Origin of the sequence: Frateuria sp. (assembly GCF_013362045.1) — a bacterium.
Lineage (GTDB): Bacteria > Pseudomonadota > Gammaproteobacteria > Xanthomonadales > Rhodanobacteraceae > Frateuria_A.
In genome coordinates this window covers 1-13,316 of record NZ_JABFWW010000135.1, presented here as the reverse complement: position 1 = coordinate 13,316, position 13,316 = coordinate 1, and the positions used below count along the sequence as shown (strand labels likewise).

The window sequence follows — 13,316 nt, the reverse complement described above, 5'->3', positions numbered from 1 at the left end:
GCTGCCGATGACGCCTACGCCCAGCACGTGCGCCATGCCACCGCCGATCCGCTGCTGCTGGGCGCCGCCGCCGCGCTGGCCGAGGGCCGCCTGCCCGACGCCGAGGCGATCCTGCGTGCGCACCTGAAGGCCGCGCCCACCGACGTCGCCGCCATCCGCATGTTCGCCGAGGTCGCCGCGCGCCTGGGCCGCAACGAGGATGCGCTGAACCTGCTCGAACGCTGCCTGGAACTGGCGCCGGGCTTCCACGCCGCGCGGCAGAACTACGCGCTGATACTGCACCGGAGCAACCAGCCCGAACGCGCGCTGGCCCAGATCGAACGCCTGCTCGACGCCGAGCCCGACCACCCGGGCCACCGCAACCTCAAGGCCGTGGTGCTGTGCCGGATCGGCGACTACGAGCCGGCCATCGCGCTGTACGCCGAGCTGCTCGAACGCTATCCCGACCAGCCCAAGGTGTGGATGAGCTACGGCCACGCGCTCAAGACGGCCGGGCACGTCGAGCGCGCCATCGAGGCCTACCGCCGCAGCCTGGCGCTGGCGCCGTCCTTCGGCGAGGTCTGGTGGAGCCTGGCCAACCTCAAGACGTTCCGTTTCGCGCCCGAGGACGCGGCAGCGATGCAGGCGCAGGCCGCGCGCACGGACCTTTCCGGCGACGACCGCCTGCACCTGGAGTTCGCCCTGGGCAAGGCGCTGGAGGACGCCGGCGACTACGCGCGCTCGTTCGGGCACTACGAGCGAGGCAACGCCATCCGCCGCGCGCAGCTGCATTACCGCGCCGAGGAAACCAGCGCCCGCGTGCGCCACATCCGCGAGCGCTACACATCGGAATTCTTTGCCGCGCGCACGGGCTCGGGCTGCCCCGAGCGCGATCCGATCTTCATCGTCGGCCTGCCGCGTTCGGGCTCCACCCTGATCGAGCAGATCCTCTCCAGCCACAGCCAGGTCGAAGGCACGATGGAGCTGCCCGAGATCACCTCGATCACGCGCCTGCTGCGCGGGCAGGGCGATGCCGACAGCGCTATGCCCTACCACGACGCGCTTGCCTCGCTCGACGCCGAGGCGCTGCGTGCGCTGGGCGAGCGTTACCTCGCCGACACGCGCATCCACCGCAAGACCGGCGCGCCGCTGTTCATCGACAAGATGCCCAACAACTTCATGCATCTTGGCCTGATCCATCTGATCCTGCCCAACGCGATCGTCATCGACGCGCGCCGGCATCCGCTGGCCTGCTGCTTTTCCGGCTTCAAGCAGCACTTCGCGCGCGGGCAGAGCTTCAGCTACAGCCTGGACGACCTCGGGCGCTACTACCGCGACTACGTGGCGCTGATGGCGCACTTCGACGCGGTGCTGCCGGGGCGCGTGCACCGGGTGATCTACGAGCGCATGGTCGAGGACACCGAGGGCGAGGTGCGGCGGCTGCTCGCCCATTGCGGGCTGCCGTTCGAGGGGGGCTGCCTGCGCTTCTTCGAGAATGCCCGGCCGGTGCGCACGGCCAGCTCCGAGCAGGTGCGCCGCCCGATCTATCGCGAGGGGATGGACCAGTGGCGCCACTACGCGCCATGGCTGGAGCCGCTGGAACAGGCATTGGGGCCGGTGCTCGGGTATTACCCCGACGTGCCGGATGGGAACCAGGGGATTGTTGGTATCGCTTGATCGTCATTGGGGAGGGGAATCGATGCACCGTTGCACATCCATGAGTACACGCAGCATGGCCAGGCCATCGCGGCTGCCGTTGGCCGTGGCGATCTGCCTGGCCATCGCCATGCCGGCGATGGCCCAGGACACCAGCCAGGCGAACGGCCAGGCCACGCCCGCCGCAAAGCCGGGCAAGAACAAGGCCGTCACGCTCAAGCAGGTGACCGTCACCGCCGAGAAGCGCACCGAAAACCTGCAGAAGGTACCCGTCAGCATCCAGGTGCTGGGCACCGAGAAGCTGCAGGAGCTGCACGTCAAGAACTTCGACGACTACGTGAAGTACCTGCCGAGCGTCTCCTACGAGACCTTCGGTCCGGGCTTCGCGCGCATCTACATGCGCGGCGTGGCCAGCGGCGGCGACGGCAACCATTCGGGCTCGCTGCCCAGCGTGGGCGTGTACCTGGACGAGGAGCCGGTGACCACGATCCAGGGTCCGCTGGACATCCACATGTACGACATCGCCCGCGTGGAGGTGCTGGCTGGCCCGCAGGGTACGCTGTACGGCGCCAGCGCCGAGGCGGGCGCCTTGCGCATCATCACCAACAAGCCCGACACCAGCGGCTTCGCGGCCAGCTATGCGGTGAGCGCCAACACGGTCAAGAACGGCGGCGTCGGCTACACCGGCGAGGGCATGGCCAACATTCCGCTGGCCAAGAACGCGGCGATCCGCCTGGTCGGCTGGCATGAGCACGACACCGGCTACATCGACAACAAGGCCGGCACGCGCACCTATCCCGTCTCCGGCATCACCGTCAGCAATGCGAAGAACTGCACGCCCACGCCGCGGCTCGATTGCACCTATCGCGCCAAGGACGCCTACAACGACGCCGACACCAACGGCGCCCGCGCGGCGCTGAAGGTCGACTTGAACGACGACTGGTCGATCAACCCCACCGTGATGGGCCAGCAGACCATCACCCACGGCAACTTCGCCTACGACCCGGCGATCGGCGACCTGGCGCTCACCCACTGGTATCCCGAGCGCACCGACGACCGCTGGTGGCAGGCCGCGCTCACCGTGCAGGGCAAGATCGGCAACTTCGACCTGACCTACGCCTACGCGCACCTGAAGCGCAGCCAGGAGGAAGAGAGCGACTACAGCGACTACTCGTTCTGGTACGACACGCTGGCCGGCTACGGCGCCTACATCTATGACAACAGCGGCGCGCTGATCAACCCGTCGCAGCACATCTTCGCGCGCGACCGCTACAACAAGGACAGCCACGAACTGCGCATCGCCTCGCCCTCGGACGACCGCCTGCGCCTGGTCGGCGGCCTGTTCTGGGAGCGCCAGCACCACGACATCCAGCAGGCGTACCAGATCACCGGGCTGGCCGACAAACTCTCCACGCCGGGCTGGCCCGACACCCTGTGGCTGACCAAGCAGGACCGCGTCGACCGCGACGAGGCGGTGTTCGGCGAACTGTCCTACGACTTCATCCCCGAGGTGCTCACCGGCACGGTGGGCGGGCGCTACTTCCGCACCAACAACAGCCTGGGCGGCTACTTCGGCTTCAGCTCCGGTTTCTCGCCCAACTCAAGCTACGGCCAGGCCGGCTGCATCTCGCCCACGCCCTACCACGGTGCGCCGTGCCTGGACTTCGACAAACGGGTGAAGGAGACCGGCTCGCTCTACAAGTTCAACCTCACCTGGAACATCACGCCGACCAAAATGGTGTACGCCACCCGGTCGGAGGGCTTCCGCCCCGGCGGCATCAACCGGCGCGGCACGCTGCCGCCGTACATGTCCGACTACCTGACCAACTACGAGCTGGGCTGGAAGACCACCTGGCTGGACAACCGGCTCTCGTTCAACGGCTCGGTGTTCCGGCAGGACTGGAAGGACTTCCAGTTCAGCATCCTGGGCGCCAATGGCCTCACCGAGATCAAGAACGCCAACCAGGCGCGCATCACCGGCCTGGAATCGGAGCTCAACTGGGCGGCCAGCTACAACCTGGAACTGAGCGCCGGCATCGCCCTCTACAACGCCACGCTCACCGCCAACTACTGCGGCTTCACCGACCTCAACGGCACGCCGATCACCAATTGCCCGCCGGGCACGATCAACCCGCTCACCGGCCAGGCGGTCACCGGCCCGCAGGCGCCCAACGGCTCGCGCCTGCCGGTCACCCCACGCTTCAAGGGCAACCTGCAGGCCCGCTACACCTTCGACGTGGGCGAGAACGAAGCCTTCCTGCAGGCCGCCGTGGTGCACGTGGGCCAGCGCCGCGCGGACCTGCGCCAGTACGAAGGCGGCCTGCTCGGCAACCTCGCCGCCTACACCACCGCCGACCTCTCCGCCGGCTTCCACAAGAACAGCTGGACGCTCGACGTCTACGTCAACAACGTGTTCGACAAGCGCGCCCAGATCTACAAGTACGCCGAATGCGCGGAAGCCACCTGCGCGGCCCACAACGTGGTGCCGCAGTACCCGAACGGGCAGGTCTACACGGTGACCAACCAGCCCAGGACGATCGGGGTGAGGTTTAGCCAGGAGTTCTAGGGGTTGCCGTCGATGCAAAAAAAGCCCCGGCTTTGCCGGGGTTTTTTTTAAAGCTTGCCTCTGGCCCAAGTTTGGTGGCCCGAGTTTTTGGATTTGTTGATCAGTTTTCAGCCTTCTCAATTTCGTTAGGCTTCGGAATGCTGGGACGTAACCGTGTTGCTGTTCGCTCAAGAAAGCGTTCCACCATCTGAGGAAGATGCTTCACCATAAAGAAAAGCTCTTCGTCGTCAGGTCTATACATTTCATGAAATAAAGGGCCGTGTGTCGTTATATCCAAAACAGCAAGGAGGTTGCGACGTGCTTCCGCGACAGCCTTGCTATTGTTGCTGCGAAGAGCATGGTAGAGCTCCATTCCGAGCTCATATAGCCAGGGAAAGTCTTCCCGCATAGCGGAAATGAACAAAAGCCATGCTGAAGCGGGGCCCTTGTTGCTTTCTCGTAATACCGGATGAAAAAGGAGTTCCTCAAACATCATAGGGTGCAGGCGCCTTCCCCTCCTTAACCCACCACGTTTTGTGGCTGATCTGACTCGATCATCCACGCGCTCAGGAAGTTCGCGTACCATTACCTTGACTTCCTCAAACAACTTTGCAACGTTTGAGTCATCGGCGCCGGTTTGGCCTGCTGACTTTCCTTTCGAGTTGAGAAGAGATTTGACTCCCTGCAAAAAAACTTGAACTTGCATCCTCACCGCTTCTTCCCTCGGTGACGCATCGGGATTTCTCCTGATGAGTTGGATCACAAGCTTTGTGAGCGAATCTTCATCATCTCCGCAGTTCTGGAACTGACCAAAAGGTCCTGAACTGACCTTGTCTAATGGAACTCCTAGCGCAATTCCAAGGACATTTGTGTCAAGCTTGCCTTTGGCTACGCCAGCTTCGTAAAGAATCCATGGGCGATCGATGCTGTGCTGAGTTAGGAGCGCAACTACATCGGTAGCATCTCCAAGTTGGGACATGATTGCTTTATACCACTCAGTCCCGAACTCTATGCCGGAGGTGCCTTTTTTGTCCGACGATCTGAATGATTTCAAGGTGCCGGCACTAACATCCGACAAGAGATTTGCGAACGCCTCAGCTAGATCGGCATCACGGCTGTCGTGGCTTATGAAAACAAGCGTTCGACCACGGGCAGGCAGCACGGTTGGTTCATCTAGCTCCCTGCTTGTATTCACATTAGTAGTGCCGGCTGTTTTCCTGCGGGCCATACCTTCCCCCTGTGTTGAATCTAAATATTTCAACCTTGTCGCGTGGCTCCAACCTGATGAATAGTTTGGTCATCTCCCTCATGATAGCAAGGGAGAAAAGTGCTATAGCCAATTACGCTATCAGACCACCCTTGCGATCCAGTAAATGGCGATCGCCTGCTCGATGCGCACGCGCTCCACCGGCGATGATTCGGCGCTGGCGGCGAACCATTCCAGGAAGGCGCAGATGGCCGATGCCTGGGCCGGGGTGAACATGGCGAAGCGGTAGATGGCGGCGTCCCGGTCCGTTCGTGCGCCATAGCGCCGGGGGTTGATGGGCCGTGCGGCATCCTCGGCAAGGCCGTGGGTGAGGTGGAACACCGGGTCGGCTTGCTGGAGGTTGCCGTCGATCGCGGCAATGAGATATGCCGGCAGGTAGAAGCGGAAAGCCTCATCCGAGAAGAACGAGAGGGCGGAGCCGTACCCATCGGGGGCGCGATCGAGAAAGGCGGGCGGGAGTTCGCTCCAGTGCCTGTCCAGCACGGCGCGGAACTCCTGCGCCAGCAGCTGCGGTTCGTCGCCTTCGCTGCTTCCGGTGAGGCACCACGGAGGCGGAGGCTCGATGTCGGCAAAGGCCTGGCGTATCTGCGTCTTGATGGCGTCGGAATCGATCATGGTATCCAAGAGGGGCTATTGGCCGCGGGCGACGGAATCGGAAAGCGAGCCTGGCTCGCTTTAGGGCGCATCCGGCATTCGGTGGAATGCAACGACCCAGCGGGCATGGCGCCGTACGTGCTCGAGCGGGCTGGCCAGCGCGCGCTCGGCGGCGTGCAGGAGCCGGGCTTGATCCAGATGCAGCGCCAGGCGCAACTGGTCGGTGAACTGTGCGGGAAAGTGGCCGTGCTCCAGGCGGGCGGCGACGCAGTCGACGATGGCCTGGCCCTGGACCGGGCTCAGTGGACAATGCTTGAGGCGGCGGCTGAACTTGGCCCGTGCGCGGTTGTGCCAGAGCCCGCGGCTGTCCAGCAGGAAGAACTCCACGGCTGCATCGATCGCCGCTGGATCACAGCCCTCCAGCCCTTCGGCCATGGCCCGGAGCTCAAGCCTCGTGGGAATGCGTTGCGACACGGTTTCCATCCTCCCAGAGCCCCTCAGCGGGCACTCTAGCGAAAAGCTGGGCTGGACCGCCGCCAGTCCTGCGCGGCGAGGCTCGACGGGGCACCCGCAAGGCAAAAAGCCTCGCGCGCTGGGCTACCGACCTCCGCGTGCGAGGCTTTTTGCCTTGCGCCTGGAGGTCGGGAGCCTTGCGACAGGGATTCAGCCGGCCGCGCGCAAGGCTTTTGGGCTCGAGCACAAGGCCTGGCGCCTTGCGCGTGGACTTCCGGATCCTTGCACTCAAGGCTTTTCGGGTCGCCCGCAAGGCTTTTTGCCTTGCGGGCGGAGGTGGGAAGCCTTGCGCGCGCGGCTTTTTGCCTTGTGGCTGCGGGTTCGAGCCTTGCGGGAGCAGTGCCTGGGCCTGCACGCGGCCTACGCCGTGGGTCAGCGGGGGCTTTCCTGGCCGTCCTGCTTGTAGATCACCCCGTCCTTCATCACGAACGGCACGTGCGCCAGTGCGCCGATGTCGACGGTGGGATCGCCCTGCACGGCGATGACGTCCGCATCCAGCCCGGGCTTGAGCTGGCCGAACCGGTCCTGCTGCCGGAGGATCTTCGCGTCGACGGCGGTGGCGGCGAGCAGGGCCTGGGCGGGGCGCATGCCGTCGCGGACCATCCACTCCAGTTCCTTGTAGTTCTCGCCGTGGGTGAACACGCCCACGTCGCTGCCGTTGCCGATGGTGACGCCGGCCTGCATGGCGAGCTTGAAGGCGTGGGCGGACTGCTGCATGTCGGCATCGGGCGGCAGGCCGGGCTTCCAGCCGCGGAAGTATTGGGCGTACGCCGCCTCGGCCTCCAGCGTGGGCAGGTAGGCGACGCCGTGCTGCTTCATCAGCGCGAACACCTCGGGCGTGCCGCCGTAGCCGTGCTCGATCGTGTCGACGCCGGCCAGCACCGCGCGGCGCATGCCTTCGGGCGTGGTCGAGTGCACCGAGACGGGCAGGCCCATGGAGTGGGCGGTCTCGACGCCGGCCTTCAGCTCCTCCTCGCTGAAGGTGGGCACCGAGCCGTGGCTCTTGCCGCAGTGGTAGTCGGCGTAGATCTTGATCCAGTCGGCGCCGTGGCCGGCCTGGTCGCGCACCGCGTCGATCATCTGCGGCACGCCGCTGACCGGGATGCCGCCCTGCGGCAGGTCCAGGTCGCTGCGGAAGCCCATCGGGCCGGGGCCGTAGCAGTGGCTGGCGATGGTGGCGCGGGTGGCGACGAACAGGTGCGGCCCGGGAACCAGGCCCTGGTCGATGGCGCGCTGCACGTCCACGTCGGCGTAGCCGGCGCCCTCGGTGCCCAGGTCGCGCAGCGCGGTGAAGCCGGCCATCAGCGTGTCGTGCGCGTGCTGCACGGCCTCGACGGTGCGGTAGGGCAGGGTCTCCTTGAGCACCTGGTCGTTCCACAGGGTCTCGTTGTACGGGTGCAGGAAGATGTGCGAGTGCGCGTCGATCAGCCCGGGCAGCAGCGTGGTGCCGGGCAGGTCGATGGTCTGCGTGCCGGGCGGCGCCTGCACCTGACCCGCCGGGCCGACCGCGACGATCTTGTCGCCTTGCACCAGCACCACCCAGCCCGCGTGCGCCTGCTCGCTGCGCGCGTCGAACACGCGGTCGGCCTTGAGCAGCCAGGGATGGTCGGCAGGTTTGCGGGCGGGTGTGGCGACGGCAGTGCCGGCGAGCAACAGGCCGAGCAGGACGACCAGGGCAGGGCGTGGGCGATGGGGCATGGCGATGATCTCTCGATAGGCCTGACGGATCTTTGTATCACCGACGCGGCCGCCGGACGCGGTCGACGCGCGCCAGGCGCGCATGGACCGGCGCGATGCGAGGCAGGCCCGGATCGGGCCTGCCTCGCCGGATTACTGCGGGCTATGGCATGCCGCCGGCAGCAGCTTGGCCGGCAGGTCGCCGCCGCAGGACCAGTGGATGGCGTGGTCGCGCACGTAGGGCGTCAGCAGCAGGACGTGTCCGCGGGCAGGCGCCTTGGCGAAGCTGACGGTGAGCACGCCATCGGCGCCGAGTTCGATGCCGGCGACGTTCGTGTCGCCGGCGAACGGAGCCAGGCCGACCTGCTCCATCGACTGCGGCCACGTCTGGTGGGACGCGGCGAACTGTGCGATCGCCGTGCGGTAGGGCGCGGCGTCGGCCATCGCCGCATTGACCGAGGTGCGGCCGATGTAGTCCTGGTAGGCGGGGATGGCGATGGCCGCGAGGATCGCCACATAGGCGACCCCCACCATGCTGCCGACGATGCCCAAGCCCGGCACGCGCGGCAGCAGCAGGCTGATCACGAAGGCCAGCGGATTGCGGCTGCCCAGCTTGGGTTTGCGCTGCTCGGCCAGCGCGCGCAGCCAGGCATGCCGCTTGTTGAGCCATGGATAGTCTCCCGACAGCTCGTGCAGCGACATCCAGAAGCCGGGCGTGAGCGAGGCGCTGTGGCTGTAGTCGGCCAGGTCCACCGCGCGCCAGCGGCGCTTGCCGGCGGCCAGCGCGACCAGGCCGTACTGGGCGTCTTCCGGATTCTCGCAGACGGCCAGGCCGTGGCGGTCGCAGGTGTATTCGCGGGCGCGCGAGTAGGCCGCGCCGATCAATGGCAGAAACAGCGCGGGCGCCAGGATCTTCGACCACGTCTGGTGGTTGCGGCGCAGATGGCCCAGCTCGTGGCCGATGTAGAAATCGAGCGCGCCGGGGCGATCCTCCATGCTGTCCACCACGTCGGACATCAGCACCACGAAGTTGCGGCCCAGGAAGCGCGTGGCGAAGGCGTTCAGCACGCCGTTGCCGTTGGCCAGGTAGGCCTCCGGCACATCGTTCATGCCCAGCTTGCGCGCGCAGCTGTAGAGGCGCTGGTACAGGTCGGGCATCTGCCTGGCGTTGATGCGGATGGCGTTGCCGCGCAGGTGGGCGATCAGCGCCGAGTGGGCAATCAGCGCGAACAGCGCCAGCACCAGCAGCCACAGAAGCAGCACGCCGACCGTACCGAGCAGCAGTGCGGCCCAGATGACGATCGACAGCGCAAGCGCGATCGCACGCAACGTCGTCTCGTTGCGGTAAACGAGTTCGTTCATTGGATGGTTCCCCTGAAAAGCGCACCTCCCGTGCGCCGCGCCAGTCTAAGCGAGAGGGCGCGGGCAGGTCAGGTGTCGCAAGGCGGGGCGCGCGCCGGCCATGTCTGGCGGACCGGCTGCCTGTGGCCATGTCACTTGGCGGCGGTGCTTACCACGAGTTTCTGGCCGACTGCGATGGCGTCGCCCTGCAGGTGGTTCCAGCGCTTGAGCTCCATCACGCGCACGCGGTAGCGATGCGCGATCTTGAGCAGCGTCTCGCCGGCCCTGACCACGTGGACGCGCGGCGGCGCAGGCTTGGAGGCATCCGGCGCAGGCGTGGCCGGGACGTGCTCGGGCTGGCGCGTCGCCGGCGGCGGATCGTCGCCCAGGTCCGGAAGCCGGGGCGCGTCGCCGACGCTGGCCACCCGGCCCGCGTGGCTGTCGGCGGCCTGCGCCAGCAGCGCCGTGCGCAAGCCCGCTGCCTGCTTGCGCGGCAGCAACAGGCCGCCGTGGCGGGCGTCGACGATGCCGCTGCGGTAGCCCGCATTGAGGCTGGCCAGCGTAGCCGGCGGCAGGCCGGCCAGGCGCGCCGCATGGTTCAGCGACAGGCGTCCGCTCACCGCCACGCTGACCAACTGCCGGTCGTCCTCGAGCGCCGGCAGTGTGACGTGGAAGCGTTCCGGCTCGCGCACCACGCAGGCGATCGCCAGCAGCTTGACCAGGTGATCGCGGGTGCCGGCCCGGACCGGCAGCGCGGGTATCGCCGGCTGCGCAGGCGGTGCGCCGTCGCGGGCCAGCAGGCGGTCGATGCCGTAGCGGCCGGCGTTGTAGGCGTAGTCGGCGAGCCGCCAGTCCTGGAACCAGTCGTGGTAGTGGCTGAGCAGGGCCATGACCGCATCGGTCGAGGCGGCCAGGTCCAGCCGCGCGTCGTAGCCGCGTTCGACTGCCAGGTTCATGTGGCGTGCCGTGACCGGCACGATCTGCCACACGCCGGCCGGCAGGTTCTTCCGTGGCGGCACCGGCCTGAAGTGGCTCTCCACCCACGGCAGCAACGCGAACTCGCCGGCGACGCCGTGGCGCGCGGCGCTTTCCTGCACATAGGCCAGTTGCGGCAGCACGGCCCGCATCTGCGATTCGAAGCGTTGCGGCGACGCGGTGTAGCGCCGGGCCCAGGCCTCGATGCGCGGGTCGGCGGCGCAGTCGGCCATCGCGAAGCTGCCGCGCAGGCGGCCCCAGACGTCGCTGCCGGCCGGCGTTGCCGGGCTGGCCGGTGGCGCCGTGCGTATGTCGTGTATCTGGGTCGTGGGGGGCTCGATGCCGGGCGCACGTGGGCCGGATATCGGCGCGGTGGCGCAGGCGCCGATCAGCAGCGCGAGCGCGAGCGGCAGGGGGCGCAGCAGCGTTTTCATCCCTGGAAGTGGTCCTTGGCGGCACGCAGGGCAGCGAAGCGTGTGGTGCGGTCGTCGCCGGCGCCGTGGCGCCGGCCCCAGTCGGTGAGCGCATCGCTGTCGATGCGCAGGAAGGGATTGCATGCCAGCTCGCTGGCCAGCGGCACGGGCACGCTGGGACGGCCTTGCGCGCGTGCGGCCGCGACCTGGTCGCAACGTGCGGCCAGGTCGCGGTTGGTCGGATCGACCTGGCGGGCGAAGCGGCCATTGGCCGCGGCGTATTCATGGCCGCAGCAGACCAGCGTGTCGCCCGGCAGGGCGGCCAGCCGCTCGAGCGAGGCGAGCATCTGCGCGGGCGTGCCTTCGAACAGCCGCCCGCAGCCCAGGCTGAACAGGGTGTCGCCGCAGAGCAGCACGCCGGCGCCGACGTAGGCGACGTGGCTGCGCGTGTGGCCGGGTACCGCGATCACCTCGAAGCGGGCCTGCGGCTGTTCCAGCGTGATCACATCACCGTCGTCCACGAACCGGTCGACCTCGGCGATGCGCTCATCCCGCGGCGCGAATACGGGGGCGCCGTGGCGTGCGCGCAAGGCAGCGGCTGCGCCGATGTGGTCGTTGTGGTGGTGGGTCAGCAGGATGGCGCGCAACTGCAGCGCGCGCTCGGACAACGCGGCCTCGACAGGCGCCTGCTCGCCGGGATCGACGACGATCGCCTGGCCGCTGTCGTCGTGCAGCAGCCATATGTAGTTGTCGGCGAGCGCCGGTAACGGTACGACGTGCAAGAACGTGTCTCCGCAGCCTTTCGTATCGACTGGCGCCGCCGGTGGCGTGCGCAGGGCGGACGACTATAGGTGTCGGCCGCGATGCACTCGTTAGTGGGTCGTTAAATGGGCGGTTTGCGTTCAGGCTAGCCAGGCGATGCGTGACACGCTTCCCGTCACCAGCGGCTACACTTCCCTTTTGCGGCGAACGGGCGCGACATGGCACAGCGCGATCAAGACATCTACGCCAGCAAGCCGATGCGCGGCCTGCTTGCCGCAGAGGCGCAGGCGCTGGCCCCCAAACTGCAGCGTTGCATCGGCAGCTATGCGTTGCAGGTTTCGGCGGTCGCCTACGACCTGCCGCCCGCCTCGCCGATGCTCGACCGCTGGGTGCACCTGCACCTGGACGGCAGCCGTTGCGCGGGCGACCTGCACACCCGCATCGACGAGCCGTTGCCGTTCCTCGACGACGCCTTCGGCCTGGTCCTGCTGAGCCACGCCGTGGAAGTGTCGCCGGAGCCGCAGGTGCTGCTGCGCGAGGCGGCGCGCGTGCTCGCGCCCGGCGGCATGCTGGCCTTGACCGGCATGCACCCGGCCAGTGGCTGGCTGCCCTGGCTGCTGTGGCGGGGCGGGCCTGGCGTGAACCTGGAATCGCCGCTGCGCATCGGACACTGGCTGCGCGGTTCCGAACTCGAGGTCGAGCGCGTGCAGCGGGTCGGCCCGCTGTGGCCGAGTTCGGCGGTGGTGCCGCACCAGGGCGGTCCGCTGGGCGGCGGCTATCTGCTGATCGCGCGCAAGCGGCGCCAGGCGACGGCTCCGATCCGCCTGCGCCCGCGCGCGATCGCACCGGCGCCCGTGACCAGCCTCGCGCCCGGCGCACGCCGCAGCGCCGCTGCCTGACCTCGCGGGCGACGATGGCCGAAGTCGAAGCGTTCACCGACGGCGCGTGCCTGGGCAACCCCGGACCCGGCGGCTGGGCCGCGCTGCTGCGAACCCGCGGCGTCGAGCGGCTGTTCGCCGGCGGCGAGCCGGACACCACCAACAACCGCATGGAGCTGATGGCGGCGATCGGCGCGCTGGAAGCGCTGACCCGTCCGTGCAAGGTCGTGCTCACCACCGATTCGCGCTACGTCATGCAGGGCATCGAGCAATGGCTGCCGCGCTGGGTCGCCAACGGCTGGCGCACCTCGGACAAGAAGCCGGTGAAGAACCAGGACCTGTGGGAGCGCCTGGCCGCGGCCAAGACGCCCCATCAGGTACGCTGGCAGTGGGTGCGCGGCCACAACGGCCACGTGGAAAACGAACGCGTGGACACAGCCGCGCGCGAGCAGGCCGAGCGTTACAGGGGCAGGGCATGAGGCAGATCGTTCTGGATACCGAAACCACTGGCCTGGAAGTGCGCCAGGGTCACCGGTTGATCGAGATCGCCTGCGTCGAACTCGTCGAGCGCCGACCGACCGGCCGCCACTGGCAGACCTATCTCAATCCCCAGCGGGCGATCGACGAGGGCGCGCGGCAGGTCACCGGGATCGAGGACGAGTTCCTGCTGGACAAGCCGTTCTTCGCCGACGTGGTGGAGGACTTCCTGGCCTTCA

12 protein-coding genes are annotated in these 13,316 nt (G+C 67.4%); 5 read left to right on the top strand and 7 right to left on the bottom strand.

Features of this window, described 5'->3' with window-relative positions; translation table 11 throughout:
• Both HOQ08_RS06285 and HOQ08_RS06280 read left to right on the top strand, forming a co-directional pair.
• Nucleotides 1-1,656, top strand: a 1,656-nt coding sequence (locus tag HOQ08_RS06285; RefSeq protein ID WP_291192520.1) for a tetratricopeptide repeat-containing sulfotransferase family protein, incomplete at its 5' end; no start/stop codon positions are given.
• Nucleotides 1,657-1,696: 40 nt separating this feature from the next.
• A complete protein-coding gene (locus HOQ08_RS06280) occupies nt 1,697-4,201 on the top strand; it encodes a TonB-dependent receptor (protein WP_291192519.1) in 2,505 nt (834 codons plus the stop codon).
• Between the two features lie 100 nt (nt 4,202-4,301).
• On the opposite strand, the gene HOQ08_RS06275 is transcribed toward HOQ08_RS06280, so the two are convergent.
• The 7 genes from HOQ08_RS06275 to gloB all read right to left on the bottom strand — a co-directional run bounded on the left by HOQ08_RS06275 (nt 4,302) and on the right by gloB (nt 11,742).
• Nucleotides 4,302-5,441: a toll/interleukin-1 receptor domain-containing protein gene (locus HOQ08_RS06275; RefSeq protein ID WP_291192518.1), complete on the bottom strand. Its 1,140-nt coding sequence runs from the start codon at nt 5,439-5,441 to the stop codon at nt 4,302-4,304.
• An 87-nt stretch (nt 5,442-5,528) separates the two neighbouring features.
• Nucleotides 5,529-6,062 (bottom strand): DUF6714 family protein, encoded by a 534-nt coding sequence (locus HOQ08_RS06270; RefSeq protein WP_291192517.1) that lies wholly within the window; start codon nt 6,060-6,062, stop codon nt 5,529-5,531.
• Between the two features lie 60 nt (nt 6,063-6,122).
• Nucleotides 6,123-6,476, bottom strand: coding sequence for a hypothetical protein (locus tag HOQ08_RS06265; protein ID WP_291192516.1), 354 nt, complete (start codon nt 6,474-6,476; stop codon nt 6,123-6,125).
• A 450-nt stretch (nt 6,477-6,926) separates the two neighbouring features.
• Nucleotides 6,927-8,252 (bottom strand): amidohydrolase family protein, encoded by a 1,326-nt coding sequence (locus tag HOQ08_RS06260; protein WP_291192515.1) that lies wholly within the window; start codon nt 8,250-8,252, stop codon nt 6,927-6,929.
• A gap of 132 nt (nt 8,253-8,384) precedes the next feature.
• On the bottom strand, nt 8,385-9,593 hold the full coding sequence (locus HOQ08_RS06255) for a M48 family metallopeptidase (protein ID WP_291192514.1): 1,209 nt from the start codon (nt 9,591-9,593) through the stop codon (nt 8,385-8,387).
• A 131-nt stretch (nt 9,594-9,724) separates the two neighbouring features.
• Entirely contained in the window at nt 9,725-10,981 is a 1,257-nt protein-coding gene (locus tag HOQ08_RS06250) for a transglycosylase SLT domain-containing protein (protein WP_291192513.1), read from the bottom strand.
• Nucleotides 10,978-11,742 carry a hydroxyacylglutathione hydrolase gene (gene gloB / locus HOQ08_RS06245; protein ID WP_291192512.1) on the bottom strand — a complete coding sequence of 255 codons (765 nt, stop codon included), beginning with the start codon at nt 11,740-11,742 and terminating at the stop codon, nt 10,978-10,980. Before gloB ends, HOQ08_RS06250 begins: the two co-directional genes overlap by 4 nt.
• A gap of 198 nt (nt 11,743-11,940) precedes the next feature.
• On the opposite strand from gloB, the gene HOQ08_RS06240 reads away from it, so the two are divergent.
• From HOQ08_RS06240 to HOQ08_RS06230, 3 genes are all read left to right on the top strand, one after another.
• Nucleotides 11,941-12,621, top strand: a complete 681-nt coding sequence (locus HOQ08_RS06240; RefSeq protein ID WP_291192511.1) for a methyltransferase domain-containing protein — start codon at nt 11,941-11,943, stop codon at nt 12,619-12,621.
• Between the two features lie 14 nt (nt 12,622-12,635).
• Nucleotides 12,636-13,079, top strand: coding sequence for a ribonuclease HI (gene rnhA / locus HOQ08_RS06235; RefSeq protein WP_291192510.1), 444 nt, complete (start codon nt 12,636-12,638; stop codon nt 13,077-13,079).
• Nucleotides 13,076-13,316 (top strand): exonuclease domain-containing protein (locus HOQ08_RS06230; protein ID WP_291192509.1); only part of this gene is annotated, 241 nt, incomplete at its 3' end. The genes rnhA and HOQ08_RS06230, both read left to right, overlap by 4 nt.